Origin of the sequence: Cellulosimicrobium cellulans (assembly GCF_042723955.1) — a bacterium.
GTDB lineage: Bacteria > Actinomycetota > Actinomycetes > Actinomycetales > Cellulomonadaceae > Cellulosimicrobium > Cellulosimicrobium cellulans_H.
In genome coordinates this window covers 20719-46876 of the sequence record NZ_JBHXIC010000030.1, presented here as the reverse complement: position 1 = coordinate 46876, position 26158 = coordinate 20719, and the positions used below count along the sequence as shown (strand labels likewise).

Annotated in this window: 21 protein-coding genes and 1 tRNA gene; 11 read left to right on the top strand and 11 right to left on the bottom strand. The window is 75.3% G+C overall.

The genetic code is table 11. From position 1 onward, the window contains the following. The 7 genes from ACFWH7_RS10525 to ACFWH7_RS10495 form a co-directional block, all read right to left on the bottom strand. Positions 1 to 878: GTPase family protein (locus tag ACFWH7_RS10525; RefSeq protein WP_378216454.1), on the bottom strand; the 878-nt coding region annotated here is incomplete at its 3' end. Further along, positions 875 to 2920, bottom strand: coding sequence for a dynamin family protein (locus ACFWH7_RS10520; protein WP_378216453.1), 2046 nt, complete (start codon positions 2918 to 2920; stop codon positions 875 to 877). The genes ACFWH7_RS10520 and ACFWH7_RS10525, both read right to left, overlap by 4 nt. A gap of 134 nt (positions 2921 to 3054) precedes the next feature. Continuing rightward, positions 3055 to 4056 carry a phosphotransferase gene (locus ACFWH7_RS10515; RefSeq protein WP_378216452.1) on the bottom strand — a complete coding sequence of 334 codons (1002 nt, stop codon included), beginning with the start codon at positions 4054 to 4056 and terminating at the stop codon, positions 3055 to 3057. Between the two features lie 150 nt (positions 4057 to 4206). Continuing rightward, positions 4207 to 5889 carry an energy-dependent translational throttle protein EttA gene (gene ettA / locus ACFWH7_RS10510; RefSeq protein ID WP_168731906.1) on the bottom strand — a complete coding sequence of 561 codons (1683 nt, stop codon included), beginning with the start codon at positions 5887 to 5889 and terminating at the stop codon, positions 4207 to 4209. 136 nt (positions 5890 to 6025) lie between these two features. Next, complete coding sequence (locus ACFWH7_RS10505; RefSeq protein WP_378216451.1) at positions 6026 to 6688, bottom strand: single-stranded DNA-binding protein; 663 nt, start codon at positions 6686 to 6688, stop codon at positions 6026 to 6028. Between the two features lie 44 nt (positions 6689 to 6732). Then, entirely contained in the window at positions 6733 to 8319 is a 1587-nt protein-coding gene (locus ACFWH7_RS10500) for a P-loop NTPase family protein (protein WP_378216450.1), read from the bottom strand. Continuing rightward, positions 8316 to 9998, bottom strand: a complete 1683-nt coding sequence (locus tag ACFWH7_RS10495) for a GTPase (protein WP_378216449.1) — start codon at positions 9996 to 9998, stop codon at positions 8316 to 8318. Before ACFWH7_RS10495 ends, ACFWH7_RS10500 begins: the two co-directional genes overlap by 4 nt. Positions 9999 to 10131: 133 nt before the next feature. Here ACFWH7_RS10495 and ACFWH7_RS10490 point away from each other — a divergent pair. Beyond that, positions 10132 to 10207: transfer RNA gene (locus tag ACFWH7_RS10490), tRNA-Arg, on the top strand. 309 nt (positions 10208 to 10516) lie between these two features. Here ACFWH7_RS10490 and ACFWH7_RS10485 read toward each other — a convergent pair. The 4 genes from ACFWH7_RS10485 to ACFWH7_RS10470 form a co-directional block, all read right to left on the bottom strand. Beyond that, a complete protein-coding gene (locus ACFWH7_RS10485) occupies positions 10517 to 10732 on the bottom strand; it encodes a hypothetical protein (protein WP_378216448.1) in 216 nt (71 codons plus the stop codon). 55 nt (positions 10733 to 10787) lie between these two features. Beyond that, positions 10788 to 11414, bottom strand: a complete 627-nt coding sequence (locus ACFWH7_RS10480; RefSeq protein ID WP_378216447.1) for a PAS and ANTAR domain-containing protein — start codon at positions 11412 to 11414, stop codon at positions 10788 to 10790. A gap of 282 nt (positions 11415 to 11696) precedes the next feature. Next, positions 11697 to 12113, bottom strand: coding sequence for a PPOX class F420-dependent oxidoreductase (locus ACFWH7_RS10475; RefSeq protein WP_378216446.1), 417 nt, complete (start codon positions 12111 to 12113; stop codon positions 11697 to 11699). Continuing rightward, positions 12110 to 12850, bottom strand: coding sequence for an SDR family NAD(P)-dependent oxidoreductase (locus ACFWH7_RS10470; RefSeq protein ID WP_378216445.1), 741 nt, complete (start codon positions 12848 to 12850; stop codon positions 12110 to 12112). Before ACFWH7_RS10470 ends, ACFWH7_RS10475 begins: the two co-directional genes overlap by 4 nt. Before the next feature lie 303 nt (positions 12851 to 13153). Here ACFWH7_RS10470 and ACFWH7_RS10465 point away from each other — a divergent pair, with 303 nt between their 5' ends. The 10 genes from ACFWH7_RS10465 (at position 13154) to ACFWH7_RS10420 (ending at position 26157) form a co-directional block, all read left to right on the top strand. Continuing rightward, the gene (locus ACFWH7_RS10465; RefSeq protein WP_378216444.1) at positions 13154 to 14371 is read left to right on the top strand and encodes a toxic anion resistance protein; all 1218 of its coding nucleotides are present in this window, start codon (positions 13154 to 13156) and stop codon (positions 14369 to 14371) included. A 77-nt stretch (positions 14372 to 14448) separates the two neighbouring features. Next, positions 14449 to 15021 carry a hypothetical protein gene (locus ACFWH7_RS10460; RefSeq protein WP_378216443.1) on the top strand — a complete coding sequence of 191 codons (573 nt, stop codon included), beginning with the start codon at positions 14449 to 14451 and terminating at the stop codon, positions 15019 to 15021. Beyond that, positions 15018 to 16745, top strand: a complete 1728-nt coding sequence (locus ACFWH7_RS10455) for an AAA family ATPase (RefSeq protein WP_378216442.1) — start codon at positions 15018 to 15020, stop codon at positions 16743 to 16745. Before ACFWH7_RS10460 ends, ACFWH7_RS10455 begins: the two co-directional genes overlap by 4 nt. Further along, entirely contained in the window at positions 16742 to 18091 is a 1350-nt protein-coding gene (locus tag ACFWH7_RS10450) for a hypothetical protein (protein ID WP_378216441.1), read from the top strand. The genes ACFWH7_RS10455 and ACFWH7_RS10450 overlap by 4 nt, the downstream gene beginning before the upstream one ends. Further along, a complete protein-coding gene (locus tag ACFWH7_RS10445; RefSeq protein WP_378216440.1) occupies positions 18088 to 19116 on the top strand; it encodes a glutamate ABC transporter substrate-binding protein in 1029 nt (342 codons plus the stop codon). Before ACFWH7_RS10450 ends, ACFWH7_RS10445 begins: the two co-directional genes overlap by 4 nt. Then, on the top strand, positions 19113 to 20219 hold the full coding sequence (locus ACFWH7_RS10440; protein ID WP_378216439.1) for a hypothetical protein: 1107 nt from the start codon (positions 19113 to 19115) through the stop codon (positions 20217 to 20219). The genes ACFWH7_RS10445 and ACFWH7_RS10440 overlap by 4 nt, the downstream gene beginning before the upstream one ends. After that, complete coding sequence (locus ACFWH7_RS10435) at positions 20216 to 22573, top strand: serine/threonine-protein kinase (RefSeq protein WP_378216438.1); 2358 nt, start codon at positions 20216 to 20218, stop codon at positions 22571 to 22573. The genes ACFWH7_RS10440 and ACFWH7_RS10435 overlap by 4 nt, the downstream gene beginning before the upstream one ends. Beyond that, positions 22570 to 23850 carry a PP2C family serine/threonine-protein phosphatase gene (locus tag ACFWH7_RS10430; RefSeq protein ID WP_378216437.1) on the top strand — a complete coding sequence of 427 codons (1281 nt, stop codon included), beginning with the start codon at positions 22570 to 22572 and terminating at the stop codon, positions 23848 to 23850. Before ACFWH7_RS10435 ends, ACFWH7_RS10430 begins: the two co-directional genes overlap by 4 nt. A 94-nt stretch (positions 23851 to 23944) precedes the next feature. Beyond that, the gene (locus ACFWH7_RS10425; protein WP_237842278.1) at positions 23945 to 25228 is read left to right on the top strand and encodes a VWA domain-containing protein; all 1284 of its coding nucleotides are present in this window, start codon (positions 23945 to 23947) and stop codon (positions 25226 to 25228) included. Further along, positions 25225 to 26157 (top strand): FHA domain-containing protein, encoded by a 933-nt coding sequence (locus ACFWH7_RS10420; RefSeq protein ID WP_378216436.1) that lies wholly within the window; start codon positions 25225 to 25227, stop codon positions 26155 to 26157. Before ACFWH7_RS10425 ends, ACFWH7_RS10420 begins: the two co-directional genes overlap by 4 nt. The last annotated feature ends 1 nt before the right edge of the window (position 26158 follow it).

Here is a 26158-nt window from a genome sequence, read left to right as displayed (position 1 = left end):
AGTGCGGCGGCGCGCCGGTCGTTCGCCGCACGCCGTCGCGCCGCGGCGTCCGCGAGCAGGCCGCGCAGCTCGTCCAGGCCCTGGCCCGTGCGTGCCGAGACCCCGAGGACGCGCGCGTCGCCGAGCCCGTCCTCGGCGGCGAGCCGGCGCAGGTCCGCGAGGCACGCGTCCGCGTCGGCGGGCGAGAGCCGGTCGACCTGGTTGAGCACGAGCACGACGACCGACCCGTGCCCCGCGAGCGGGCGCAGGTACCGCTCGTGCAGCGCGGCGTCCGCGTACTTCTGCGGGTCGACGACCCACACGAGCAGGTCCGCACGCTCGACGAGGCGCTCCGCGCGTACGCGGTGCTCGACCACGACCGAGTCGTGGTCGGGCAGGTCGAGCAGCACGAGGCCGCTCGTGACCTCTGCGGCGCGCCGGCCCTTGAGGAGCCCACGGAGCCCGCCGCCCGCCCGCGCGTCGTCGGGGTCCCCCGACGTGAGCGGCGTCCCCATCTCGTGCCGGCGCCGCACCTCGAGCCAGTCGAGGAGGGCTCCGGCCCCGGCCGCGCCGGGCGTGGTGCCGGACGGCGCGCCGCTCGCCGGGCGCACCACCCCACCGGTGCCCCACACGGCCGCCAGGGGGTGCGACGTCGTCGGGCGCTGGACCCCGACCGTCGCCAGGTCGTCCCCGGCCAGCGCGTTGAAGACCGACGACTTGCCCGAGCCCGTCGCGCCGGCGAGCGCGACGACGGTGTGGTCGGCGGAGAGGCCCGCCCGCTCGCGCGCACGCGCGACGACGGTGCGCGCGTCGGCGAGCAGGTCGGAGTCCACGCGCCCTTCGCCCGCACGGACGGCGGTCTCGAGGGCGGTCGTGCGCGCGGCGAGGTCGATCGTCACGCGCGCTCACCGCCCAGGAGCCGCCGCCAGAACCCGGGGCGCGGCGCAGGCTCCGACCCGTCCTCGCCCGGTGCGGCGACCGGCTCGTCCTCCGGCGCCGCACGCCACCCCGCGCCGCGCAGGAGCCGCGCGGCGTGCCGTCCGACCGCGGGGCGTCCCGCGTCGGGGCCCGCTCCCCGCGCGGAGCGCTCGACGCGCGCCGCCGCCTCGACCGCCCGCGCGGCCTCGCGCACCGAGCGCGCCGTCTCGTCCGCGTCGGCGGTACCGAGCGCGTCGAGCTGGGCCGTGTAGCGCCGCGCCTCGTCGTCGAGGACGGCGTTCACGCGCTCGCCCAGGCGCTCGCGCGCGGTCCGCGTGAGCCGCCGCACCGCGTCGTCGCCGAACACGGCCTCGAGCAGCTTCTGCGCGAGGATCGCCGTGCCGCCGGCGATGCCGACCTCGGCGCCCGTGAGGCCGCCCGTCGACGCGAACACCACGACCATGAGGCTCAGCCCCAGGCCGTTGATCCCGAACGACAGCGCGCGTGCCGCCCCGCGCTTGCCCGCGCCCTGCTCGCGCACCAGGTCGAGGACGTCCGACTGCCAGCCCCGGATCTCCTCGGCGACCCGCGCCCGCACGCCCGCGGACGAGCGCGACAGGTCGAGCCCCTCCAGGAGGGCCGTTCCCGCCGGGTCGGCACGCCACCCGCCGTACGCGCGCTCCGCGGCGGCGTCGGTCGCGTCGAGCACGACGGCCTCCAGCCCGTGCGCGATCGCCTGCTCCACCTGCGGCGCCTGCGCGGGACGCCCGCGGAAGAACGCCGCGACCGCGTCGCGCACACGCCCCACGCCCTGCTCCACGGACCGGAACAGCTCGCTCGTCCCGACGAAGTCCTGCCAGCGCGCGAGCACCTCGCCGCGCAGCAGCGCCCCGTCGCTCGTCGCGGCGTCGACGGTCACCGCCGCCTCGTCGTACGCGCGGCCGACGACGGCCCGCAATCGGGCGTCGGACGTCGCCTGGGCATCGGCCGCGCCCGCCACGAGCACGGCCCGGCGCACGAGGTCGTCCACGACGCCGTCACGCGTCGCGGTCGCGACCCGGTCGCGCGCGTCGTCGTCGGCGCCGAGCGCGGACAGCCACGACGCGACCTCGGCGACCGAGGGCTCCGGGAGGAAGCCGTCCACCGGCTCGGACTCCCCCACGGCGAACAGCGGCGCGGCGTCCAGGCCGTTCTCGTCCATCATGCGGCGCAGGTCGTCGGCCACGGCCTCGGCGCCCGGGTCGACCCGGTCGAGCACGATCGCGACCTGCGCGCGTCGCTCGGCGGCGCGGTGCAAGAGGTCCCACGGGACCGCGTCGGCGTAGCGCGCAGCCGTCGTGACGAAGAGCCACAGGTCCGCGGCCGCGAGGAGCTGGGCGGCGAGCTCGCGGTTCGCCGTCTCGACGGAGTCGACGTCGGGCGCGTCCACGAGCGCGAGGCCCTGCGGCAGCGCGTCGCTCGCCACGAGCCGCAGCGTACGCGTCGGGTCGGGCGGCGCCGCGGGCGCGGTCCCGCCCGTGGTCATGTCGGCGCCCGGGCGCGGTCCGTGCTCGCTCACGCGTGCGAGGCCCGGCAGGACGCGGTCGGTCGAGAACCACCGCTCGTCGAGCGGGTGGTGGACCAGGACGGGCGCGCGCGTCGTCGGGCGGAGCACGCCGGGCGCGGAGACGTGCTCGCCGAGCAGGGAGTTCACGAGCGTCGACTTCCCGGCACCGGTCGACCCACCGACGACGACGAGCAGCGGCGCGGCGTGCGACCGCAGGCGCGGCAGCAGGTAGTCGTCGAGCTGGTGCACCGCCAGGTCGAGGTCCTCGCGCGCGGCGGCCGCGCCCGGCAGGTCCAGCGGGAGCCGCGCGGCCGCGAGCCGGCCACGCAGGATCTCCAGGGACTCGACGAGCCCGGCCGTCGCCGCGGCGCCCGCGGCGACCGACCCGCCCGGGGCGGTGCCGTCCCGTGGCACGGCGTCGCCGGCGGACGCGTCCGTGCGGACCGCGTCGTCTCCGGGGTCACCGCTGGCCGTCATCCCGTCAGTCTGCCGGAACGCCGCTGGTCAGGCCCGGTGTGACACGGACCGCCGCACGAGATCGACCCGCCCGGCACCAGATCGGCCCTCTGAGGGTCGATCTCGAACGCTCGGGTCGATCTCGCGGTGGTGGGTCACTCCCCCAGGCGGCGTCGGAGCCACGCGACCCCGGCCTCGGCCTGCGCCCGCTGGAACGCCCGCACGTGCGGGATGCCCGGGGGCGCCGGGTCGAGCGAGGACGTGAGGAAGTATCCCGTGAGCGCCGCGAGGTAGCAGGTCACGGCGTCGGGGTCGACGTCGCGCGGCAGCGGGTGGCGCCGCAGCACCTCCTCCGGTGGCGGCCCGCCCTCGACCTGCACGGCCGGGAGCATGCCGACGGCGTCGCAGAACGCGGCGCCGCGCGCGGCGTACGGCCAGTCGACGGCGACGGCGACGGGCCTGTCCCCGGCGCCCCCGCCGTGGGCCGCGGTTCCGAGCGTCGCGCGATCTACGAGCAGGGCGTTGTCGCCCCGGAGGTCGCCGTGGACGAGGTGGTCGCCTGCCGTGGCCACGGGCCAGGGCTCGGCGAGCGCCGCGAGGCGGTCGAGCCGGGCCGCGACCCACGGGTCGTAGGTGCCCAGTCCCTGCGGGCGGCGGTCCGCGAGGACCTCCCACTCGCGCCACCCGACGGTCTCGGCGAACCGCGGGAGCGACGTCTCCGCGGGGACCTCGAACTCCGCGACACGGCGCGCGAGGTCGGCCACCGCGGCGAGCTCGTCGTCCCGCCACGGCGTGGCCACGGGCCGGCCGGGGACGGCGTCGAACGCCAGCGCGACCCACTCGCCGGCCCCGTGAAGGTCGTCGTCGAGGACCCACCGGAGCGCGGGCGCCGGGGTCGCCGCGGGCAGCGCCGCAGCGACGCGCGCCTCGAGCCGGTACAGGTCGCGGGTGAACGCGTGCTCGGGCCCGACCGCCTTGACGAACACGTCCCCGTCGCCCGTCCGCAGCGTCGACGCGAGCCCTTGCGAGTAGCCGCCGTCGTGGCTCGTCCACCCCGCGACGTCGGCGCCCAGCCGCGCCTCGACGGCGGTACGCACCGCCTGCGGGAGGTCGGGCCAGGAGGGACGCACGCGCGAGGGAGCGAGGTCGAGGGTCATGCCGCGCGATCCTGCCGAGGGTCCGACGGCGACGTCAACGGGATTCCGTACCCCTGAGCGGCACGGACGCGGCCCCACGGACTCCCGGGCACGTCGACGCCGGGCGGGGACGAACCCCGCCCGGCGTCGTGGTCGACCGGCGTCGCGACGTCAGTCGCGCGTGAGCTTGCGGTACGTCACGCGGTGCGGACGCGCCGCGTCGGCGCCGAGGCGCTCGACCTTGTTCTCCTCGTAGGACGCGAAGTTGCCCTCGAACCAGTACCAGTTCGCCGGGTCCTCCTCCGTGCCCTCGTACGCGAGGATGTGCGTCGCGACCCGGTCGAGGAACCACCGGTCGTGGGACACGACGACGGCGCAGCCGGGGAACTCGAGCAGCGCGTTCTCCAGCGAGCCCAGGGTCTCGACGTCGAGGTCGTTCGTCGGCTCGTCGAGCAGCAGGAGGTTGCCGCCCTGCTTGAGCGTGAGCGCGAGGTTGAGGCGGTTGCGCTCACCGCCGGACAGCACGCCCGCGGGCTTCTGCTGGTCCGGTCCCTTGAACCCGAACGACGCGACGTACGCGCGCGACGGGATCTCGACGTTGCCGACCTTGATGAAGTCGAGCCCGTCGGACACGACCTCCCACAGCGTCTTCTTGGGGTCGATGCCGCCGCGTGACTGGTCGACGTAGGAGATCGAGACCGTCTCGCCGACCTTGAGGTCGCCGCCGTCGAGCGGCTCGAGCCCGACGATCGTCTTGAACAGCGTCGTCTTGCCGACGCCGTTCGGGCCGATGACGCCGACGATGCCGTTGCGCGGCAGCGTGAAGCTCAGGCCGTCGATGAGCTGACGACCGTCGAAGCCCTTCTGCAGGTTCGACGCCTCGAGGACCAGGTTGCCCAGGCGCGGGCCCGGCGGGATCTGGATCTCCTCGAAGTCGAGCTTCCTCGTGCGCTCCGCCTCGGCCGCCATCTCCTCGTACCGGGCGAGGCGGGCCTTCGACTTGGTCTGGCGGCCCTTGGCGTTGGACCGGACCCACTCGAGCTCCTCCTTGAGGCGCTTGGCGAGCTTCGCGTCCTTCTTGCCCTGGACCTGGAGGCGCTCGCCCTTCTTCTCGAGGTAGGTCGAGTAGTTGCCCTCGTAGGGGTACAGGCGGCCGCGGTCGACCTCGCAGATCCACTCCGCGACGTGGTCGAGGAAGTACCGGTCGTGGGTGACGGCGAGGATCGCGCCGGGGTACGTCGCGAGGTGCTGCTCGAGCCACAGCACGGACTCGGCGTCCAGGTGGTTCGTGGGCTCGTCGAGCAGCAGGAGGTCCGGCTTCTCGAGCAGGAGCTTGCACAGCGCGACACGGCGACGCTCACCACCGGAGAGCACCGACACGTCGGCGTCCGGCGGCGGGCAGCGCAGCGCGTCCATCGCCTGCTCGAGCTGGGAGTCGAGGTCCCACGCGTCCGCGGCGTCGATGGCCTCCTGGAGCGTGCCCATCTCGGCGAGGAGCGCGTCGAAGTCGGCGTCGGGCTCCGCCATGAGCGCGGAGATCTCGTCGAAGCGCTGCTTCTTGGCGAGGATGTCCGCGACGGCCTCCTGGACGTTGCCCAGGACCGTCTTCTCCTCGTTGAGCGGCGGCTCCTGGAGCAGGATGCCGACGCTGTAGCCCGGGGAGAGGCGCGCCTCGCCGTTCGACGGCGTGTCCAGGCCGGCCATGATCTTGAGGATCGTGGACTTCCCGGCGCCGTTGGGGCCGACGACGCCGATCTTGGCGCCGGGCAGGAAGTTCAGGGAGACGTCGTCGAGGATGACCTTGTCTCCGTGCGCCTTGCGCGCCTTGTACATGGAGTAGATGAACTCAGCCACAGCCTGTCGTTCCACCGTTTCGGTCGGGAGAGGTACGGGATTCGTCGACCACTCAGCCTACGCGGTCGGGCCGCCGGGGCGCGCCCGACGGCGCCGCGACCCCCCGCGGGCCGCGGCGCCGCCCGCACGGAGCCGCTCAGGCCGACGCCAGCGCGCCGGTCGCGGCGTCGGCCGTCGTCTCGGGGTCGACGTCGGCGTGGGCGTCGGCGTCGGACGGCTCGCCGGACTCGCCCGCGAGCTCCGCACCGGCGTCCTCGAGGGTCCACGGGTCGTCGAGCGCGCGCCCGTCGAGCGGCCCGCCCTCGAACGGGGTGCCGTCGTGCGCCGTGGCGCCCGGTCCGACGGACGACCGGTCCACCCCGCCCTCGCCACCGGCGGTCCCGGACGCGGCGCCGCCGGCTGCCACGCCCCGGCGCACGCCGTCGTCCTCGCGCCGGTGGACCGTGCGCGCGAACCGGGCCTCGCCGAGGGTCAGGTCGGGGCCGAGCGCCGTGGCCTCCACGACGAGACTGGTGCGCGGGCCGTCGGGGCCGTCCCACTCGTCGAGCGAGAGGCGCCCCGTGACCACGACGGGGTCGCCCTTGTGCAGGGACAGCGCCACGTTGCGGGCGACGTGCTTCCACGCCTTGACCGTGAACCACAGCGTGCGGCCGTCGACCCACTCGCCGCGCTCGCGGTCGAGGTAGCGGCGCGTCTGGGCGATGCGGAAGCTCGTGAAGTCGTTGCCGGACTGCGAGCGGAACAGCGTGGGTGTGGTCGCGACGAAGCCGGACAGCGTGACCGTGACGTCACCGGGCATGGTTCCTCCTGAGGTCGGCGGCCGGGCTGGTCCCGGCCATCGCCTCAGGGTGCTGTCGGAGCGGTGGCGCCGTCCGTCGTCGTGCCCTCGCCTGTGGACGGGCCCGTGATCTCCGGGCCTGTGGGTAGCCGTAGCGCCCCGGTGAGCGGTGCCGCCGGCGCCTTGTCCCGGGCGGACTGCGCCAGCTCGCGGACCTGGCGGTGGGTGTCGAGGAGCGCCTGGGTCGGCTTGCCCATGGCGTCCTGCACGACCCGCTCGATCGCTCCCCGGCCCGACGCCAGCACCTGCTGCTCGCGGCGTCGCGCGAGCGTGCGGCGCACCTGGAGCGCGACGAGGAACGCGACCACCGCGCCCAGCACCGCGACCGCCGCGACGATCGCGCACACCGTGACGAGCGTCCGCCCGAGGTCGAGCACGCGCAACGAGCCCAGCACGGCGAGCACGCCCGCGACGACCCCGACCGCGAGCGCGACCCATGCCGCGCGCCGCGTCGGGCGCGACGACGACGGCCCGCGCGTGTCGAGGGGGATCTTCGCGAGCGCCGACCGCGTCGCCTCCGCGACCTTCCCCGACGGCGCGACCGCGTCGTCGAGCGCCTTCTGCCACCCCGGTCGCAGGGACCGCCCGGCGCGTGCGAGCCAGCGCGAGCGCGAGAGAGCGACGGCGTCGGGCTGCGGGGGCGAGAACTCGGGACGGCCGTAGCCGTTGCGCACGGCCGCGCCGACCTGGCCGGCGACCGCGGCGAGGCCCGTCGCGTCGGCGAGCGCGTCGACCTCCTCCTCGACGGCCGTGCTCATGGTCCACGGGACGTCGCCCGGGAGCTGCTCCAGCAGGAGCGCCCCGGCGCGGTCGAGCTCGCCCGCGACGCGGCTCGCGGCGACGCTGCGTCGCGCGACGGCCTGCTCGAGCAGCGAACGCAGTTCGTCGAGCCCCTCGCCCGTGCGCGCGGAGACGGTCGTGACGTAGACGCCGTCGAGCCCGTCCTCCTCGAGCAGGCGCCCCATGTCCTCGACGAGCGACGTGCGGCGCGCCTCGGGGACGGTGTCGATCTGGTTGAGCGCGACGACCATCGAGCCCTCGAGCCCCGTGGACTTCTGGAGGTAGCCGGAGTGCAGCGCGTCGTCGGCGTACTTCTGCGGGTCGACGACCCACACGAGCAGGTCGACGAGCGGGAGCACCCGGTCGACGACGTCGCGGTGCGCGGGCTCGATCGAGTCGTGGTCCGGCAGGTCGAGCAGGACGAGTCCGCCGAGGGCCGCCTCGTCCTCGGCGTCGAGCTCGCCGTCGCGCGTGATGCGGCGCTCCGGGTCCACCTCGAGCCAGTCGAGCAGGGCCGTCGCCGCGCCGCTCCACGAGCATGCCGTGACGCGCGCCGTCGTGGGGCGCTTCACGCCGACGTCCGCGAAGTCGAGCCGGGAGACGCGGTTGAACAGGCTCGACTTGCCCGACCCGGTGCCGCCCGCGAGCGCGACGACCGTGTGGTCGACGCCGAGCGCGAGGCGCTCGCGCACGCCCCCGATCGCGTCGCGCACCTGGGCCGCGACCGCGGGGTCGAGGCGGTCCCCCGCGAGGTCCACCGCGCGCGCGAGGTCGTCGACCCGGGCACGCAGCTGGGCGTCGTGGGACGTCACATGAGCCTCCTCAGCTCGGCGAGTCGTAGGCGCAGCCCGACGGCGGCGTCCGCGGCGAGCGCGGGGTCGGCGAGCGCGGTGAGGACGGGCTCGACCTCGCGCTCGACCATGGTCGCGGCCCGGTCGGCGAGGTCCTCGCGCAGCGCCGCGAGGGCGTCGTCACCGGTGTCAGCGAGGACGGTCCGCACGAGGCCGGCCGCGTCCTCGCTGCCCGCGGCGCCCGCGAGCAGGAGGGCCGCCAGCCCGGTCTCGCCGAACGCCTTGACCGCCGCGCGGGCGGGCTCGCCCGCCGTCGGCGCGGCGAGGTCGGTCACGACCTGCTCCGCTCGCCGGGACCACTGGAGCACCTGGGTCGTGGCCGAGGCCTCGCGACGCGCCGCGGCGTCCTCCTCGGTCGGCAGCACGTCGGAGGCTCCCGGCAGCGGGCGGTCCCCGTCGAGCGCGGCACGCAGCGCGTCGTGGGCCAGGACGCCGTTCGCGGCGAGCGTGCGGTGCGCGGCGTCGCGCGTCTCCTCGAGGAGCGGCGCGAGCACGAGGTCGCGCGCGCGTCCGCGCCGCTTGGACGACCGGACCACGCCGCCGCGCACCTTGACGCGGTCCACGCGCTCGGCACCCGTCACCTGGGCCCACCGCGCCTCGAGCGACCCGTGCGCGACCGCACCGTCCAGCGCGGCCTGCCGCACGGCGTCGCGCACGGACGGGACCGCCCTCTCCGCCGCCGAGCGCAGGTCGGCCGCGGCCTCCACCTGCTGCTCCACCGCGTCCGAGACGCCCGTGACCCACGCGGGCAGCGCGCCGAGCGCTCCCTTGAGCGTGCGCACGACCACCGCGCGCGACCGGTCCGGGCCGGCGAGCATCGTCAGCCAGCGCGCGACCGGCGCCACGACCGAGCGGTCGAGCAGGCCCTCGTGCGGGCCGACGTCGGGCACGACGAACAGCGGGGTCCCGTCCATGCCGTGGTCGCGCAGGCGCTGGAGCAGGTCGCCGCGGATCGTGGTCAGCGTCTCGCGTGGGACGCGGTTGAGCACCATCGCGACGCTCGCACCGCGCTCCTTCGCGCGCGACAGCGCCTGCCACGGCAGCGCGTCGCCGTAGCGCGAGGCGGTCGTGACGAACAACCACAGGTCCGCCGCCTCGAGCAGCAGGCTCGCGGTGTCCCGGTTCTCCGAGAGGAGCGAGTCCAGGTCCGGGGCGTCGAGCAGGCCCGTGCCGCGCGGGACGCCGTCGTGGTCGACGACGCGCGCGACGCGCGTCACCGGGCCCTCGACGATCACGTCCGCGTCCAGCGGGTTGAACGCGAGGACCGGCTCGCGCGTCGTGGGCCGCAGGACGCCCGCCTGCGACACCTCCTCGCCGAGCAGCGAGTTGTACAGCGTCGACTTGCCCGCACCCGTCGAGCCCGCGATCACGACGATCGCCGGCGACGACAGCTCGCGCAGGCGCGGCAGCAGGTGCTCGTCGAGCTGCGTGAGCAGCCGGCGCCGCGAGGCGTCCGACTCCGACGCGCCGTCGATCGCGAGCGGGAGGCGCACGTCCGCCACGTCGCGGCGCAGGTCGCGCGCGACGTCGTAGACGGTGACGCCGAGGTCCTCGGTCGCCTGCGCGGGCCTCCACGAGCCCGGCGACCGGCCGGGCGCGGCAGGGCTCGCGTCGCTCGTGGCGGCGTCTGGGGTTCTCACTGGTTCATAGTGACGGCTGCCGGGGGCCCCGCCAAACGCACGCGCCGCACGACGCGCGACCACCCCACCTGCACGTCCGTCACCACGCCCTCCACCTCCCGAGCACGCCGGACGCCCACTACGATGGGCGCGCGCCTCGATAGCTCAATGGATAGAGCAACGGCCTTCTAATCCGTAGGTTGCAGGTTCGAGTCCTGCTCGGGGCACCACGCGGAACCGTCGGAGTCCCCACGGTCCAGACCTCGAGCACGCGGTCGCCAGGACCCCGCACGGGGCCGGTCGCTCACCATCTGCCACGCCACGGCTGGAAGGCCGGTGATCGTCGCACCTCGGGTGCGGCGCTGCGGAGCGTGTGATGATCGCGGTGGTGACGGTCTCGTCGTTAAGAAAAGGCTTCGGGCCCCTTGCCGGGGCTCAGACGTGGGCCCGTAGGGGCGCCGGGCTAGCTGCAGCTGGCCCGGCGTCACCGCGGAGCGCGGGCAGAAGAGATCGGCCCGGCCGGGAGGGCACGTCGGCAGTCAACCCATGGACACCCTGCAGTGCGGGCAGACCCGGACGGCTTCCTTCGCGTCGAACCCCGAGACCGTGCACAGCCGCGTGCAGACGATGCTCACGTGGTGGGGGGTGACGGAGCCGGGGATCGCGCCCCACGCGATGACGTGCAGGACGCGGGCACGGGCGGGCCCGCCGCAGTCGGGGCACACGACACCGACCCACTTCTCGATGACACTCATACGGAGTCCATCGTTCGACACTACGCCCATGCCGGCGTCGGCGGTTCCGGGTCGTCTAGCGCAGGAGCGCGTCGACGCGTTCCGCGCAGTCGCCGCCGGTCCGCATCGCCTCGTCGACGACGAGGCACGCGAGCTCGCGCAGGCGCACGTTCCTGTCGTTGGAAGCGTGCTTGAGCCGGCAGAACGCCTCGTCCGGGGTCAGGCCGAGCACGGCGACGAGGACGCCCTTGGCCTGCTCGATGGGTCCACGCCCGTCAGCAGCCGCCGCGATGTCGCGCTTCGCGCGCTCCTGCGCGCGCTCGGCGACCGTGGCCGTGACGTCGACGAAGTAACCGAGGAGCTCCACGACCTCGCCGGTGGAATCGCGGCGCCCCTGGCCGACGATGACGAGGTGCCGCTCCTTGCCGTGGGCGTCCATGATGCGGTGCACGCTCGAGAACGCCTCGCCGGTCGCCCGAGCCTGGTCGAGGATCTCGCGCACGTGCTCGCGGTCGTCGGGGTGCTTGTGCGCCAGGACCAGGGCCGTGGTGGGGACGACGTCGCCCGGGTCGAACCCGTGCATCCGGTACGTCTCCTCCGACCACCACCAGGCGCCGGTGCTCAGGTTGAGGCGGTACTGACCGATCTGCTGCTCGACCCCGCGGGCCAGCGCCTGCTCGATCTCGTGGTCGTCCACGGACATCGTGTGCTCCGGCTTCTTCAGAGGGCGAGGAGCCAGGTCAAGACTCGACCCTTCGACCATAGCCCCGAGCGACGGTCGTGCAACAGGTCGCGTGGCGGCCGACCGTTCTCGTGGTGGCTCGGAACGCCCAGCGACGACAGCGCTGCTCGACGTGCTCGCGGCGACGCTCCGACGGGCCGGGGCCGCGAATCCCCCGCGTCCCGCGCGTCGTTGCTCGCGGTGACGCGGAGGCGTCCCGACTTCTGCGTGACCGCCGTCTGGTCGGCCGTCCCCCGTCCGTCTTCAGCCGAACGAGGGCGCCGTCGCGTGGTCGATCTCCACCAGGTAGGCGCGCCGCTCCTCCCCGCGTGGGTACGGGCTGCCCGTGTAGAGGAGCGAGAGCCGGTCGACGACGGCCCAGCCCGCGTCGCCGTCGAGCACCTCGACGACGCGCCCGCGCAGGGTCGCCATGACGTACGGGTTCCCGGTCTCCGTCACGGACACCGCGACGCGCGGGTCGCGCGCGAGGTTGCGGGCCTTGCGCGAGCCGGGGCCGGTGAGGAACGCGAGCCGGTCCCCCTCCCAGCCGACCCAGAGCGGCACGACGTGCGGGCCGCCGTCGGGCAGGACGGTCGCGAGGTGCGCGACGTGCGGTCCGGCGACGAGCGCGCGGGCGGCCTCGGGGACGTGGGCGGGGCCGGGCACGGGGCGGGCGCTCACACGATCGCCCCGCACGACAGGTCGACGACGACCCCCGTCGTGGCGCCCGCGGCGTCGGACGCGAGGTACACCGCCGTGCCCGCGACCTCGGACAGACGGGGCAGGCGGCCGAGCAGCGTGTCCTTGACGAGCACGGGCAGGTCGTCGTCCGACGCGCCGACGGTCTCGGGCGTGAAGTTGGGCCGGAGCCCGACGACGCGCACGCCGTGCCGGCCGACCTCGCCGGCGAGGCTGCGCACGAGCGTCTCGATCGACGCGCACGCGAGGCTGAAGCCGCCCATCTCGTGCCGTGACTCCCGCGCGGCCGACGACGAGAGCATGACGATCGCCCCGGACCCCTGGGCGACCATGTGCCGCGCCGCGGCGGTCGCGGTGAGGAAGTGGGTGGTCGTCGCGGACACGACCGGCGCCACGAAGTCCTCGAGGGACATGTCGACGAGCGGGACGTTCTGGAGCACGTCGTAGGCGACGGCGTTGAACGACGCGTCGAGGCTGCCCGCCTGCGCGACCACGCCGGCCGCGTGCGCGTCGACCGACTCCTTGTCCGTCGCGTCGACGACGGCGGCGTGCGCCTGCCCGCCGCCGGCGCGGATCTCCTCCGCGAGCGCGTCGAGCGTGGCGGCCGTCCGTCCCGCGAGGAAGACGCGCGCGCCCGCGGCGGCGAAGGCGCGGCTCACCGCCGACCCCATCGACCCCGCGGCCCCGTAGACCACCGCGTTCTTCCCGACGAGCTGCATCTGACGTCCCTTCCCCGACGGCGGCGCGCGCGTCCACGGAGGGCGTGCGCAGCGAACTCTCGCAGACGGACGACGGCGCGGACGGGCGGAACTCATCGGCCGCCCGGACGTTGGTCCTGGCATGGGGAGTTCTCACCCTCTCGATCCCCGGAAAGGGTAAAGATCGAGCCACCCGCCGTAGATATACTCGCCCGACCGGCGCAGGCCGGTTCCGCCCGGTTCGCCCGGGTCGAGGGGGAGCTCGCGAGGGCGCCCCACCCGCCACCGACGGCGTCCGACGGCACGCACGAGCGAAGGACAGACATGACCGAGGCAGCACCGCTCCAGCCCCCCGCCCCGACGGAGACGCTCACGCTCAGCGCCCCGGAGCCCGTCAAGCCCGTCGCCACCACGCAGGCGCCGTCGCTCGCGCCACGCGTCGACGAGGCCGCGATCCCGGGCCTCCAGTCGAAGGTCTCCTCCTACCTCGACCAGCTCCTCGCGACGGACACACGCTCGCCCGAGTTCGCGGCGAAGGCCGACGACATCCGCAAGATGGGCGACAAGGACATCCGCGCGGCCTCCGACGTCTCGAACCGCATGCTCGAGATGCCGGTCCGGGAGCTGCGTGAGGGCGGCGTCTCCGAGAGCTCCAAGGTGAGCAAGTCGCTGCTCGAGCTGCGCCGCACGGTCGAGGACCTCGACCCCAGCGAGGCGAGCATGGGCAAGAAGTTCCTGGGTCTCATCCCGTTCGGCGGCAAGCTCCAGGACTACTTCCGCCGCTACGAGAGCTCGCAGAAGCAGCTCAACGCGATCGTCCAGTCCCTCTACAACGGCCAGGACGAGCTCCGCAAGGACAACGCCGCCCTCAACCTCGAGAAGCAGAACCTCTGGGACTCGATGGCGCGCCTCAACCAGTACATCTTCATCGCCGAGCGCCTCGACACCGAGCTCTCCACGAAGATCGCCGAGCTCGAGGCGAGCGACCCGGAGCGCGCCCAGGCGCTGCGCGAGGACGTGCTGTTCTACGTCCGCCAGAAGCACCAGGACCTGCTCACGCAGCTCGCGGTGTCCATCCAGGGCTACCTCGCGATGGACATCATCATGAAGAACAACGTCGAGCTCATCAAGGGCGTCGACCGCGCGACGACGACGACGGTCTCGGCGCTGCGCACGGCCGTGATCGTGGCGCAGGCGCTCGCGAACCAGAAGCTCGTGCTGGACCAGATCACGGCGCTCAACACGACGACGTCGAACATGATCGCCTCGACCTCGAAGATGCTGGCCGACCAGTCGGCGAACATCCAGCAGCAGGCCGCGAGCGCGACGGTCGGGCTCCCGCAGCTCCAGCAGGCGTTCGCCAACATCTACGCGACGCTCGACTCGATCTCGACGTTCAAGACGCAGGCGCTCGACTCGATGGCGCAGACGATCGGGGTGCTCGAGACCGAGACGACCAAGGCGAACGAGTACCTCGACCGGGCGCGCCGCTCGGACCAGTCGCAGGTCGGCAACGGCTCGCTCGACATCGGGCGCCTGTGACCCCTGGCGACGCACGCCCCTCGTCCTCCCGCGGCCTGACCGCCGCTCCCCGCACCACAGATCGGACCCCGAGCTAGATGGGCTGGTTCTCCGACGTGATCGGCCGCCTCGGCGGCCGGTCCCCCGCGCCCGAGCCCGCGCTCGAGCTGCCCGCCCCGCCGACGTCGGCCGAGATCCTCACCTCGGTCGAGCGCGTGGAGCAGCAGATCGAGGGGCGTGTGCCGCCCGCCGTCACGGCGCGCGTGCACCGCATCACCGGCACGGTCGAGGAGATGGTGCCGCGCCTCGACCGCCTCGGCGGCGGGTCGCAGCAGGCGCACACCGTCGTCGCGACGGCCACGAGCTACCTGCCCGAGGCCGTCGGCGCGTACCTGCGCCTGCCGCGCGACTTCGCCGACCGGCGGGTCGTCGCGCAGGGCAAGACGTCGCTCATGCTGCTGTGCGACCAGCTCGACCTGCTCGGCGTCACGCTCGACAAGATCTCCGACGCGGTCTCGCGCGCCGACGCCGCCGCGCTCGTCGCGCACGGCGCGTTCCTCGCGGAGAAGTTCCGCGACTCGTCGATCGCGCTCGGCCCGGGGGCCGGCCAGGGCACGCCCCAGCCGCCGAGCAGCCCGACGTCGGAGCCCGGACGACTGGAGGCACCGTGACCGGCCAAGTGACCCCGACCCTCGCAGCGGCTCTCGACGCGCTCGACGCCGCGGCGCGCGCCGCGGGCGTGGACGAGGAGGCGGCGCGCGACGAGGGCGCCCGGCTCGCGGCGGCGGTCGCCGAGTCCTCCCCCGGAGCCCCCGCGGCGTGGCTCGCGGCGCTCGGCCACGACCCGGCCGCGACGGGCGCCTTCTTCACGGCCGCGTCGAGCGCGCGGCGCTGGCGCACGTCGCCGACGGACGTCCTTGCCGCGCTCGGCACGGCGCGCTCGAAGCACGCCGCCGCGTACGGGCGGGCGCTCGCCGACGTCGCACGCGCAGCCGGGTATCTCGGCTCTCCCGGTCCGCACGTGGCCGGGGCCGCTGCGGCCACCGCCGCGGTGCAGCAGTCGGGCGGCCTCCCAGTGTCCGCCCCGGGTGTCGGCCGGGCCTCGTCGGGCCCGACGGCGCAGCCCGCCGCGGGCGGCCCGGTCGCCGCGCGCTCGGCGACGGGCGGGGCGGACCCGTTCGACCTCGGCGACCTGCTCGCCGCGCAGGGCTCGCTCGACGGCCTGCGCCGCCCCGCGCCCGAGGTCCCGTCCGTCGCGTCGATCCTCGACGCGCTCGGCGCCCGCCCGGCCGCGGCACCGCCCGGCCCGACGCCCGCGTCGTCGAGCACGACGACGTCGGGCACGCAGACCGGCGCGCCCGCGGGAGGCGCCGACGCCACAGCCACGCGGTCCGAGGCGGCGACGACGACCGAGGCCGCGGTCGAGGAGGAGCCACCCCGCTCGATCGAGGAGCTGCTCGACGAGCTCGACGCGCTCACCGGGCTCACCCGCGTGAAGGACGAGATCCACCGCCAGACGGAGCTCCTGCGCGTCGAGAAGCTGCGCACCGAGGCGGGGCTGACCCGCCCCACGCTGACGCGCCACCTCGTGTTCCTCGGCAACCCCGGCACGGGCAAGACGACGGTCGCGCGCCTCGTCGCGGGCATCTACCGCGCGCTCGGGCTGCTCGAGAAGGGCCACCTCGTCGAGGTCGACCGCTCCGAGCTCGTCGCGGGCTACCTGGGCCAGACCGCCGTGAAGACGTCCGAGGTCGTCGCCACCGCGCTCGGTGGCGTGCTGTTCGTCGACGAGGCGTACGGGCTCGCGGAGGACCAGTACGGCGCCGAGGCGATCAACACGCTCGTCAAGGACATGGAGGACCACCGCGACGAGCTCGTCGTCATCGTGGCGGGCTACCCCGGCCCCATGGCGGACTTCCTTGCCACGAACCCCGGCCTCGAGTCGCGGTTCTCCACGACCATCACGTTCGAGGACTACGCCGACGCCGAGCTGCGCGACATCTTCGCGGGCATGGCGGCGAAGTCGGACTTCGAGCCGACGCCCGACGCGCTCGACGTGTTCGCGCGCCTCGCGGCGGCGCAGCCGCGCACCGAGGGCTTCGGCAACGCGCGCTGGGCGCGCAACGTCCTCGACGCCGCGATCGCGCGCCACGCGTGGCGCCTCAAGGACACCGAGGCGCCGACGATCGACGAGCTCCGCCTCCTGCTGCCGGTCGACGTGGTCGACGGCGAGGGCGCCCCCGCGCTCCTCGCCACGCTCGACCCGCCGGAGCCCGGCGACACCCAGGACGACGCCCCGACCGCGGACGTGCCCCTCGACGCGCCACCGTCCCACGACGTCGCGTCCGACGACGTGCCCGAGACCGCCCCCTCCACCGCCGAGGAGAACGCATGACGACCACCCCGGTCCGCCCGGCGGGCCAGCAGATCGTCCCCGCGGGCGGCCCCGCCCCGGGCGGCCCTGCAGCCGCCCCGCACGGGGCTCCCGCCGGCGCGCCGAACGCCACCGTGTCCCGCGCCCGGGGCGCGCTGCGCCGCACGCCCGGCAAGCTGCGGCTCGTCATGGCGCTGTGCGTGCTCGCCGCCGTCGCGCTCGGCGTCCTCGGCTTCCAGGCGGGCAGCGTCCAGTCCCGGGCGCTGGGGGCCGCGAGCGAGGACACCGCGCAGCTCGTCGGGGTGCAGGAGGTCCGCAACGCCCTCGTCGCGGCCGACGCGACGGCGACCGGCGCGTTCCTCGTCGGCGGCCTCGAGCCCACCGACCAGCGCGCCCGGTACGACGACCTCGTCGACCAGGCCGCGAGCAGCCTCGCCACCCTCTCGGGCAGCAACGCGGGCGACGCGAAGCTGCTCGGCCAGGTCGCGGCCGACCTCACCGTCTACACCGGTCTCGTCGAGCAGGCGCGCGCCAACAACCGGCAGGGCTTCCCGGTCGGGTCGGCGTACCTCGACCAGGCGTCGACCATCCTTCGCGAGCAGATGCTGCCCGCGCTCGACGAGGTCGTGCTCGACGACGCCGACCGCGTCGCCGCGGACTTCTCGGGCGTCCGCAACGCGCTGTGGGTGCTCGCTGGCGGGCTCGTCGCGCTCGCGGTGCTCGTCGTGAGCCAGGTCTGGCTCGCGCGCCGCACGCACCGCGTGCTCAACGTCGGCCTCGCCGTCGCCACCGCCGTCGTGCTCGTCGTCGGCATCGTGTCCACGGTTCTGCTGGCCCAGGCGAGCTCGCGCGCGCAGGACGTCCGCACCGGCCCGTACGCCGCGACGCTCGCCGCGTCCCAGGCGTACTCGCTCGCCAATGACGCGAAGTCGATGGAGGCGTTCACGCTCATCAAGCGCGGGTCTGGGCAGGCGTACGAGGAGGCGTTCGTCACGGCGACGGACGACGCCACGGCGAGGCTCGACACCGCGGCGTCCGAGGGGATCCTCGACGGGTCGACCGCCCAGGCGCTCGACGCGTGGGTGACCCGGCACGCGGACATCCGCGCGCTCGACGACGCCGGCCAGTGGGACGACGCCGTCGCCCTCGCCACGGCGACGGACCCCGAGAGCCCCAACGCCGCGTTCGACGCGTTCTCCGCGTCCGCGCGCGACGACATCGAGACCAACGCGGCCGCCACGAGCGAGCGGCTCGACGGCGCGGCGACGACCGCGACCGTGGCGGGCTGGCTCCTGCTGGTCGCGGGTCTGGTCGCCGCCCTGCTCGCGTGGCGCGGCGTGACCGCACGACTGGAGGAGTACCGGTGACCACGACGCTCGCCACCCCCGACCGGTCCGCCCGGAGCCACCGCGCCGGTGCCCGTCGGCGCCGCAGCGGCGTCGTCGCCGCAGGGCTCGCCGCGGTGCTCGCGCTCGCCGCGTGCTCGGGGCCCTCCGGCGCGGACGACCTCCGCCTCTCCGAGGCTCCGCAGGACGAGGCCGCGGAGGAGGCTCCGGCGGCGCCCGCCGCCCCCGCGGAGTGCGCCGACCCCCTGGCCTCGTACGCGCCCGAGGGCGCGCTGCCCGGACCCGACGCCCTGCCCGGCGGCAGCACCATGGCCGCGATCCGCGACCGCGGCTCGCTGGTCGTGGGCGTCTCGGCCGACACGCTGCTCATGGGCGCGCGCAACTCGCTCTCCGGCCAGATCGAGGGCTTCGACATCGACGTGCTCCACGAGATCTCGCGCGCGATCTTCGGCGACCCCGACCGGCTCCAGTTCCGCGTGATCACCTCCGGCCAGCGCCTGGAGGTGCTCGAGAACGGCGAGGTCGACCTCGTCGCCCGGGCGTTCACCATCAACTGCGAGCGGTGGGAGTCCATCGCGTTCTCGGCGGAGTACTACCACGCCGGCCAGAAGGTGCTCGTCACGCGCGACTCGTCCGCGAGCGGTATCGCGGACCTCGAGGGCCAGCGCGTGTGCGCGCCCGAGGGCACGACGACGCTCACGCGCCTCGAGCAGTTCTCTGGCATCGAGCCCGTCCCGGCCACGACCCACACGCAGTGCCTCGTGCTGTTCCAGCAGGGCAAGGTCGACGCGATCACGGGTGACGACACGATCCTCGCGGGCTTCGCCGCGCAGGACCCGTACGCGAAGGTGGTCGGCGAGGCGATCAGCGACGAGCCGTACGGCATCGGCGTCCCCGCCCAGAACGTCGACATGGTGCGGTTCGTCAACGGCGTGCTCGAGCAGATGAAGTCCGACGGGCGCTGGGCCGCGATCTACGGCGAGTGGCTCGGCGGGCTGGGCCCGGCCCCGACCCCGCCGACCGCGGTGTACGGCCGCACGCCGTGACCCGCACGACCGCACCCGAGGCGCCGGGACGGCTCGGCGAGGCGATCCCCGCCGCCGACCTCCTGGCGTACCTCGCCGCGCTCGAGACCTGGCTCGACGACCGCCGTACGGAGCTCGACCGGCTCGACGCCGCCGCGCAGGCCGCCGCCACGCCCGACGTCTACACGGCGGACCTCGTGCTCGCGCTCTCGCTGTGGCAGGCGATCCGCACGCGCGCGGACGAGATCCGGCCCGTCTGGGACTCGGGCCGGGCGGACGCCGTCGCGCGCGAGAAGATCTCCCAGCTCGTCTGGGGACGCCTCGACTCCGGGTCGGGCGCCGCGCTCGTCTCGCTCGTCGAGGCGGTGAAGCTGTGCGACGCACTCGTCGTCCAGCTGCGCACCCGCCTGTCGTTCGACCCGCACACGGCCGACCAGGTCGCGCGCCTGCGCGGCGTGCGCGCCGAGCTCGTGCGCTGCGAGGACCTCGCCGGCTCCGACGCGGACGCGCGGGGCCGCGTGGAGACGCTGCGCGGGCGCCTCGACCACCTCGTCGCCCAGGCCGCGCGCGGGGCCGACGTCTCGGGCCCGCTCGCGGAGCTCGAGACCGAGGTCGCGCGGGCCGAGCGCGACCTCATCGTCGCGTCGGCGCAGCGCCGCGAGCTGCGCCGCGACCGCGCGCGGACCGAGGAGCAGCGCGACGCGCTGGAGGCCCGCGAGCCCGCGCTGCGCGAGCTCGTCGCGCGCTGCCGACGCGAGATCGCGCACCCGCCGCGGCTCGCGGTCCCCGACGTCTCGCGGCTCGGGCCCGTCCCCGACTCCCGGTTCGAGCTCGACGCCTACGCGGCGCGCCTGGCGACCGTGGCACGCGCCGTCGAGACCGTCGAGGACGCCTACACCCGGCCCCTGCGCGAGCGCGCGGAGCTGCGCTACAGCCTCGAGCGGCTCGCGGCGAAGGCTCGGGCCAACGGACGCTCGGCGTCGCCCACCGTGCGCTCCGGCCACGTCGAGGCGCGCGACGCCGTCGAGGCCGTGCCGTGCGACGTGACGCTCGCGCGCTTCCTCGTCGAGCAGTACCAGTTCCTCACCCGCGACCTGCCCACCCCGGAAGGAGCGTCGTCGTGACCACCACCGCGACCGTCCCGTGCTCGGAGCCCGGCTGCCCGGGCACCATCGAGGACGGCTACTGCAACGTCTGCGGCGCGCCCGCGGGCGGCTCCGGCGGCACGCCGACGGGGACCTCGACCGGCACCACCGGCGCGCCGGTGCCCGGCTCGGCCGCCGCCGCGTCGCCGTCCGCGATGCTCGGCACGGGCTTCGTCCAGGGCCGCCCCGGGACCGGGTCGGCGGCGGGCGCTGACCCCGACGCCGAGCGCTCGACCCGCACGGGCCGCACGAGCTCCAGCCGCCTCGCCACGGCCGCGCTCGGCTCGGCGCGGACCGCCGCGACCGGCTCGAAGGCGACGCGACGCGTCGGGACGTCCTCGACGCGCCTGCGTGGTCGCGGACTCGGCGCCGGCCTGACGACCGTCCCGTCCGTGCCCGCACGCGACCCGCTCCAGTCCGTCATGGCGGTGCCCGAGGTCGCCGAGCGCAAGCGGTTCTGCCCCGCGTGCGGCGAGAAGGTCGGCCGCGGTCGCGACGGGCAGCCCGGCCGCACCTCCGGCTTCTGCCCGCACTGCGGCAACAAGTTCGACTTCACGCCGCAGCTCAAGCCGGGCGACCTGGTCGGCGGGCAGTACGAGGTCGTCGGCTGCCTCGCGCACGGCGGCCTCGGGTGGATCTACCTGGCCCGCGACCAGAACGTGTCGGGCCGGTGGGTCGTGCTCAAGGGCCTGCTCAACTCGGGCGACCCGGACGCCTACGCGGCCGCGATCTCCGAGCGGCAGTTCCTCGCGGAGGTCGAGCACCCGCTCATCGTCGAGATCTACAACTTCGCGATGCACGACGGCGCGGGCTACACCGTCATGGAGTACGTCGGCGGCGAGTCGCTCAAGGAGATCCTCCAGGAGCGCCGCGAGACCAACAACGGGCTCATCGACCCGATGCCGGTGGACCAGGCCCTCGCCTACGTCCTCGCGATCCTCCCCGCGTTCGCCTACCTGCACGACCACAACCTGCTGTTCTGCGACTTCAAGCCGGAGAACGTCATCCAGCAGGGCGACGGCGTCAAGCTCATCGACCTCGGTGGTGTGCGCCGCAGCGACGACCTCACGTCGGCGATCTTCGGCACGGTCGGCTACCAGGCGCCCGAGGTGGCGGAGGTCGGCCCGTCGATCGCGTCGGACATCTACACGATCGGCCGCACGCTCGCGACGCTCGTCCTCGACTTCCGCGGCAACACGACGACGTACGTCGCGTCGCTCCCTCCGGTCGCCGAGACGCCCGTGTTCCAGCAGTACGACTCGTTCTACCGGCTGCTCGCCAAGGCGTGCGCGCTCGACCCCGCGGACCGCTTCGCGACCGCCGACGAGATGCGCACCCAGCTCCTCGGGGTGCTGCGCGAGGTCGTCGCCGCCGACGCGGGCCCGGGCAACCCCGCGCTGCACTCGGCGGCGTCCGTGCTGTTCGAGGCGCCGGTCGCCGACGTGGCGGCCCGGCCGCTCGCGTGGGACGAGCTCCCCACGCTCCGCCGCGACGACCACGACCCGATGGCGAGCTGGCTCGCCGGCGTCAACGTCGTCGACCCGGACGCGCGGCTCGCCGCGCGCGCCGACGCGCCCGAGGACACGGTCGAGGTGCACCTCGCGCGCGCCCGCGCGGCGATCGAGGCGGGCCGCTTCGACGTGCTGCGCGGCATCATCGGCACGATCCTCGCGGACGACCCGTGGGAGTGGCGCGCCGCCTGGCTCGGGGGCCTCGGCGAGCTCGCGCAGGGCGACCCGGTCGCCGCGCGCGCGTCGTTCAACGCGGTCTACGGCCAGGTGCCCGGCGAGCTCGCACCGAAGCTCGCGCTCGCCGCGGCCTGCGAGCTGAGCGGCGAGCCGGACATCGCGGAGTCGCTCTACGTGATCTGCGCGCGCACCGACGCCAACTACACAGCGCCCGCCGCGTTCGGTCTCATGCGGATCCGGGAGGCGCGCGGCGACCTCGACGGGGCGCTGCACGCGCTCGACCTGGTCGGGCCGACGCGCGGGTCGTACGTCGAGTCCCGCACGCTGCGCGCGCACCTGCTCGCCGAGTCGGGGCGCGGACTGCCCGCGCTCGCGGACGCCATGGCGAGCGTCTCCGCGGTGTCGATCGCGCCCCGCGAGCGCGCCGAGCTGTCCGTCGGCGTGCTGCGCTCCGCGCTCGAGACCGTCACCCGGTCGGGGCCCGAGCCGACGACGCGGATCGCGGGCGTCCCCGCCGACGAGCCCGCGCTCCGCGACGCGCTCGAGGGCGCGTACCGCGAGCTCGCGTCGCTCACGGACTCGCGCGACGAGCGCATCACGCTCGTCGACCGCGCGAACGAGGTGCGACGGTGGACGGTCCGATGAGCGACGCCCCGGCACCCGTGCCCGACCAGGCGGTGCCAGACGAGGCCGTGCCAGACCAGGCCGTCCCGGCACCGCCCGCGCTCCTCGCGTGCCCCGCCTGCGGCGAGCCGTCGCCCGAGAGGGCGCGGTTCTGCGAGGCGTGCGGCACCCCGCTCGCCGCGCTGCCGCAGGCCGGAGACCCGGCGGACGGGGCGTCGGCCGGTCCCGGGGCGGAACGGCCCGTGCCGCCGGACGGCTCGGCCGCGCCCACGGGCGGCTCCCCGGTGAGCGACGGGACCGCGCCGGACGGCGCGACGGACCCCAGCGCACGTCCGTGCGTGCGGTGCGGGGGCCACGTCGCCGAGGACGGCTACTGCACCGAGTGCGGCGAGCCGGCCGCCTCCGAGCGTGACCACTGGGCCGAGCGGCCCGCGACGTGGGTCGCCGGCGTGTGCGACCGCGGCGTGCGGCACTCCCGCAACGAGGACGCGATGGCGCTCGCCGCCGGCCCGTCCGCCGCGGCGGACCGCGCGTTCGCCGCGCTCGTCGTGTGCGACGGCGTGTCCTCCGCGCCCGACTCCGACGTCGCGAGCCTCGCGGCCGCGCGGGCGGCGCGCGACGTGCTCGCGGCGGGAGCCCCGGAGGGGACCTCCCCCGTCGTCGGCGAGCCGACGGCGCGGGTCGCCGCCTGGTCGGCGCTCGTCGGGGACGCCTCGCGCGCCGCGCAGGACGCGATCCTGACGACCGTCGGCGCGATGGCCGACCGCGAGAACCCGCCGTCGTGCACGTTCGTCGCGGCGGTCGTGGACGGCCCGCTCGTCGTCACGGGCTGGGTGGGCGACTCGCGCGCCTACTGGATCCCGGACACGGGCGAGGCGCACCAGCTCAGCGTCGACGACTCGTGGGCGCAGGAGATGATGGCGCAGGGCATCCCCCGCGCCCAGGCGGAGACCTCCCCCCAGGCGCACGCGATCACGCGCTGGCTCGGCCCCGACGCCCCGGACCCCGTCGCCCGGACGGCGGCGACCTTCCCCGACCGCGACGGCTGGGTGCTGGTGTGCTCCGACGGCCTGTGGAACTACTGCTCCCCCGCCGCCGACCTCGCGGCGCTGCTCCACGCCACCCAGGAGCGGGTCGGCCACGACCCGCAGACGGTGGCGGGCGCCCTCGTGGACTGGGCGAACGCCCAGGGCGGCCGCGACAACATCACGGCGACGCTCGCGCGGTTCGACCGGTCCTCGGACCCGGACTCCCCGGAGCTCGACCCGGACCTCGAGACGACGATCCCCACCACCTGACACGAGCCCCGCGCCGCGGTGCGACCTCACCCACGCGCGACCCGCCCACGACCCGATAGCCTGCACGAACACCCGCACCACCGAAGGAGCCCCCATGGCCGAGTTCGCCGCCGAGGTCTACCAGAACGAGTTCCTGTCCGAGGGCGCGACGGACGTCCACGCGATCGTCACCGTGACGTGCACGGGGGCCGGGAGCGCGGGGAGCGTCGGCGGCGCTGGCGGGGTCGCCGAGATCATCATGGTCGACACGTCCGGGTCGATGTCCGGCCGGAACATGGAGGCCGCGAAGCACGCGGCCCAGGTGGCCGTGGACCAGATCCTCGACGGCACGTGGTTCGCGATCGTCGGCGGCAGCCACGTCGCCAACCGCGTCTTCCCCTACCCCAACGCCCGCATGGCGATGGTCCAGATGGAGCCGGGCGCGCGCGCCGAGGCGAAGCGCGCGATCTCGATGCTCACGCCCGGCGGAGGCACGGCGATGAGCACGTGGCTGCGCCTCGCGGACCAGCTCTTCGCGACCGTCCCGCAGGCCGCCCAGCGGCACGCGATCCTCCTCACGGACGGCAAGAACGAGTCGGAGCCGCGCGCGAACCTGTCCGCCGCGGTCCGCGACGTCACCGGGCACTTCCAGTGCGACGCGCGCGGCGTCGGATCGCGCTGGCAGGTCGACGAGCTGCGCGAGATCTCGACCGCGCTGCTCGGCTCGGTCGGCCTCATCGCGGACCCGAACGAGATCGCCGCGGACTTCGAGAAGCTCATGCAGGCGTCCATGGCCCGCGGCGTGGCCTCGGCCGACCTCCGCGTCTGGGCCCCGCAGGGCTCCCAGGTGCTCTTCGTGCGGCAGGTCGCGCCGACCGTCGAGGACCTGACCCATCGCCGCGCCGAGGTCAACCCGCTCACGGGTTCCTACCCGACCGGGTCGTGGGGGGACGAGTCGCGCGACTACCACGTCGCCGTCCGCGTCGCGTCGAAGCCGGTCGGCTCCGAGCAGCTCGCGGCGCGCGTCCAGCTCGCGGTCAACGGCGAGGTCGTCTCCTCCGGCCTGGTCAAGGCCAAGTGGTCCGACGACGAGTCGCTCACCACGCGCATCAACCCCGAGGTCGCGCACTACACGGGCCAGACCGAGCTCGCCGCGGCCATCCAGGAGGGTCTCGCGGCCAAGGCGTCGGGCGACGAGGCGACGGCGACCGTGAAGCTCGGGCGCGCCGTGCAGCTCGCCCAGCAGACCGGCAACGACGAGGCGACGTCGCGGCTGCGCAAGGTCGTCGACATCGACAACGAGGAGCAGGGGACGGTGCGCCTCAAGCGCAACACCTCGACCCTCGACGAGATGGCCCTCGACACCGCCTCGACGAAGACCACCCGGGTCCGCCGGTGAGCGCCGTCGTCTGCCCCAACGGGCACCCGTCCGAGTCGACCGACTACTGCGACGTGTGCGGCGAGCCGATCGGCGCCGCGTCGACGCCCGTCACGTCCGCGCCGAGCGGCTCGACGCCCGCGCCGGGCGGCGCCCCGGCCGCGCCCGCGACGACGTGCCCGAACTGCGGGTCGCCGGCGCCCGGCGGCGCGCTGTTCTGCGAGAACTGCGGCTACGACTTCACGACGGGTGCCCTGCCCGACCCGGTCGACCCGCCGTCCGCGCTCTCGCTCGACCCGCCGTCGCGCCCGACGCCGCCCGCGGCCCCCGTCCCGGGCACGCCCTCGGCGTCCACGCCGCCCCCGCTGCCGGCCTCCGCCGCGACCCCGGCGTCGTCGTCGACCCCGCCCCCGCTGCCCGCCTCGGCCGCGCCCACCGCCCCCGAGGCAGGCACCGCGGCCGAGTCGGGCGCCGCGGGTGAGCCGGCCGCCCCCGGCGAGCCCGCGTCGTCGGGCACCCACCTGCCGACTCCCCCGGTCCCCGGGCCGGACCAGTGGGTCGTGGAGATCTGGATCGACCCCGACTGGTACACGGCGCAGCAGCCCGAGGACCCGATGCCCTCGGCAGGCCTGCCGGGCCTCGTCGTGCTGCGCGAGCGCAGCGTGCTCGTCGGGCGTCCGTCGGTGTCGCGGGGCATCCACCCGCAGGTCGACTGCGGCGCGGACACGGGCGTCTCCCGTCGGCACTGCCAGCTCAGCACGGACGGCCAGCGGTGGTGGGTCGAGGACCTGCAGTCGTCGAACGGGACCTACGTGAGCCCCGCGGGCGAGCCGCTCCCGACCGACCCGATCCCCGCCGGCCAGCGACGCGAGCTGGCCGACGGGGACCGCGTCTACCTCGGCGCCTGGACGCGGCTCGTCGTCCGCAAGGCGCTCCCGGGCGAGGTCTGAG

What these genes read in the sequence shown, in the direction of transcription:
- ACFWH7_RS10465 (WP_378216444.1), top strand. Translation starts at nt 13,154, where the DNA reads ATGACCGAGGCAGCACCGCTCCAGCCCCCCGCCCCGACGGAGACGCTC.
- ACFWH7_RS10515 (WP_378216452.1), bottom strand. Translation starts at nt 4,056, where the DNA reads ATGACCCTCGACCTCGCTCCCTCGCGCGTGCGTCCCTCCTGGCCCGAC.
- ACFWH7_RS10505 (WP_378216451.1), bottom strand. Translation starts at nt 6,688, where the DNA reads ATGCCCGGTGACGTCACGGTCACGCTGTCCGGCTTCGTCGCGACCACA.
- ACFWH7_RS10430 (WP_378216437.1), top strand. Translation starts at nt 22,570, where the DNA reads ATGAGCGACGCCCCGGCACCCGTGCCCGACCAGGCGGTGCCAGACGAG.
- ACFWH7_RS10460 (WP_378216443.1), top strand. Translation starts at nt 14,449, where the DNA reads ATGGGCTGGTTCTCCGACGTGATCGGCCGCCTCGGCGGCCGGTCCCCC.
- ACFWH7_RS10520 (WP_378216453.1), bottom strand. Translation starts at nt 2,920, where the DNA reads ATGACGGCCAGCGGTGACCCCGGAGACGACGCGGTCCGCACGGACGCG.
- ACFWH7_RS10470 (WP_378216445.1), bottom strand. Translation starts at nt 12,850, where the DNA reads ATGCAGCTCGTCGGGAAGAACGCGGTGGTCTACGGGGCCGCGGGGTCG.
- ACFWH7_RS10425 (WP_237842278.1), top strand. Translation starts at nt 23,945, where the DNA reads ATGGCCGAGTTCGCCGCCGAGGTCTACCAGAACGAGTTCCTGTCCGAG.
- ACFWH7_RS10480 (WP_378216447.1), bottom strand. Translation starts at nt 11,414, where the DNA reads ATGTCCGTGGACGACCACGAGATCGAGCAGGCGCTGGCCCGCGGGGTC.
- ACFWH7_RS10450 (WP_378216441.1), top strand. Translation starts at nt 16,742, where the DNA reads ATGACGACCACCCCGGTCCGCCCGGCGGGCCAGCAGATCGTCCCCGCG.
- ACFWH7_RS10485 (WP_378216448.1), bottom strand. Translation starts at nt 10,732, where the DNA reads ATGAGTGTCATCGAGAAGTGGGTCGGTGTCGTGTGCCCCGACTGCGGC.